This is a genomic window from Pedobacter cryoconitis, assembly GCF_014207135.1.
Taxonomy (GTDB): Bacteria; Bacteroidota; Bacteroidia; order Sphingobacteriales; family Sphingobacteriaceae; genus Pedobacter; species Pedobacter cryoconitis_D.
Genome location: NZ_JACHCC010000027.1, coordinates 1 through 1,801, shown reverse-complemented (window position 1 = coordinate 1,801; position 1,801 = coordinate 1). Strand labels below are relative to the sequence as shown.

The 1,801-nt window shown below is 48.3% G+C and carries 1 protein-coding gene; it reads left to right on the top strand.

Annotated elements, in window-relative coordinates; all coding sequences use genetic code 11:
* A partial coding sequence (locus HDF25_RS25700) for a non-ribosomal peptide synthetase (RefSeq protein WP_184629282.1) occupies nt 1–1,801 on the top strand: 1,801 nt, incomplete at both ends.

Below are 1,801 nucleotides of genomic sequence, written 5' to 3'. Positions count from 1 at the left end.
AGTGAGTTATCCGAGCTATATACTGCTTTTATTGCGAAGCGGAATCCGTTACTTTCTCCGCTTGCTGTACAGTACGCAGATTATGCGATCTGGCAGCGAAGTTTTATGGGGGGAGAACTGCTGGCTAAACAGCAGGCTTATTGGGTCAGACAGTTATCAGGACTGGAGCCATTGAATTTGCCGCTGGATTATCCAAGACCAGCGGTGCAGAGTAAACGCGGTGCTGTCACAGAAATGATGCTGGACCCGAAACTGGCTTCACAGCTGAATTCATTGAGCCGCCAGCAGGGGGTGACCTTATTTATGACCTTGTTTTCGGCCTTTCAGGTTTTACTGTACCGTTACAGCGGACAGGAAGATATTTGTGTGGGAACCCCGGTAGCGGGGCGCCGTCGGCGGGAGATTGAGGAGCTGATTGGCTTTTTTGTCAATACACTTGCGATCCGCAGTGATTTGAGTGATACTCCTGCTTTTACGACTTTGTTGCAGCAGGTAAAGAATACACTGCTGGAGAGTTATGATCAGCAGGATATTCCTTTTGAGCGTGTGGTGGATGCGGTGATTAAGGAAAGGGATATGAGCCGGGGACCATTGTTCCAGGTGATGTTTGTTTTACAGAATACACCTGATGCCTCGAAGCTGAGTTTGGGCGATACGAAGTTTTCGATCGCAGAAGCGGGGCATACAACGGCTTTGTTTGACCTGACTTTTACGTTGCATGAAGGAAGTACAGGCTTATTATTGTCTGTTGAATATTGTACAGATCTGTTTACCGAAGGGACAGTCCTGCGGATGATGACTCATTATGAGCAGTTGCTACATTCGATTGTGGCTGATCCATCGGCAGAGATTGGTTCCCTGCCGATGCTGCTTGAAGCAGAAGAAACTATTTTACTGGATGTATTCAGTGGGACTTCTGCGGATTATCCAAGAGATAAAACGATGCTTGATCTGTTTATGGAGCAGGTCGCAAGGGTTCCTGAGGCTATTGCCGTAAGTTATCAGGGGGAGGATCTGAGTTATCGGGAACTGGACAAACGTTCCAGTCAGCTGGGTTATTACCTTCGGAGCAAAGGGGTGAAAGAGGAAACCCTGGTTCCGATCTGTATCAACCGGAGTCTGGATATGATTGTGGGGATTCTGGGTATTCTGAAAGCCGGAGGGGCTTATGTGCCTGTTGATCCGGCTTATCCGCAAGACCGTATCCGTTATACGCTGGAAGATACTGGGGCATTTATCCTGGTGAGCCATAGTGATTGCAGTGAGGTCTGTCAAAGTGGAACGATCGAAGTGATTGAACTGGACAGGGATGCAGCGGCGATCGCCAATGCACAGTCGGTTTCTATTGTTGCGCGTTCTGCCCATCAGGCTGCTTATGTGATCTATACTTCGGGTTCAACGGGACGTCCGAAAGGGGTGCTGATTGAGGATTCCAATGTGGTTCGTTTATTTGAGACTGATCAGCCCTTGTATGATTTCAACGAGACTGATGTCTGGACGATGTTCCATTCGTTCTGTTTTGATTTTTCGGTATGGGAAATGTATGGGGCGCTTTTTTATGGTGGTCGCTTAGTGATTGTGCCCAGGGCTGCGACGCAGGATTCCACTTTGTTTGGTCAGTTGCTGCTGGATGAAAAGGTGACGGTACTGAACCAGACTCCCTCCTCATTTTATGTATTACAGGATTACCTGACCAGTCATGCGGCCCATGTAGATATCCGTTATGTGATCTTTGGTGGGGAAGCACTGAACCCTGAAAAGACGAAGCCCTGGAAAGATTTATACCAGTCATGCCGGCTGA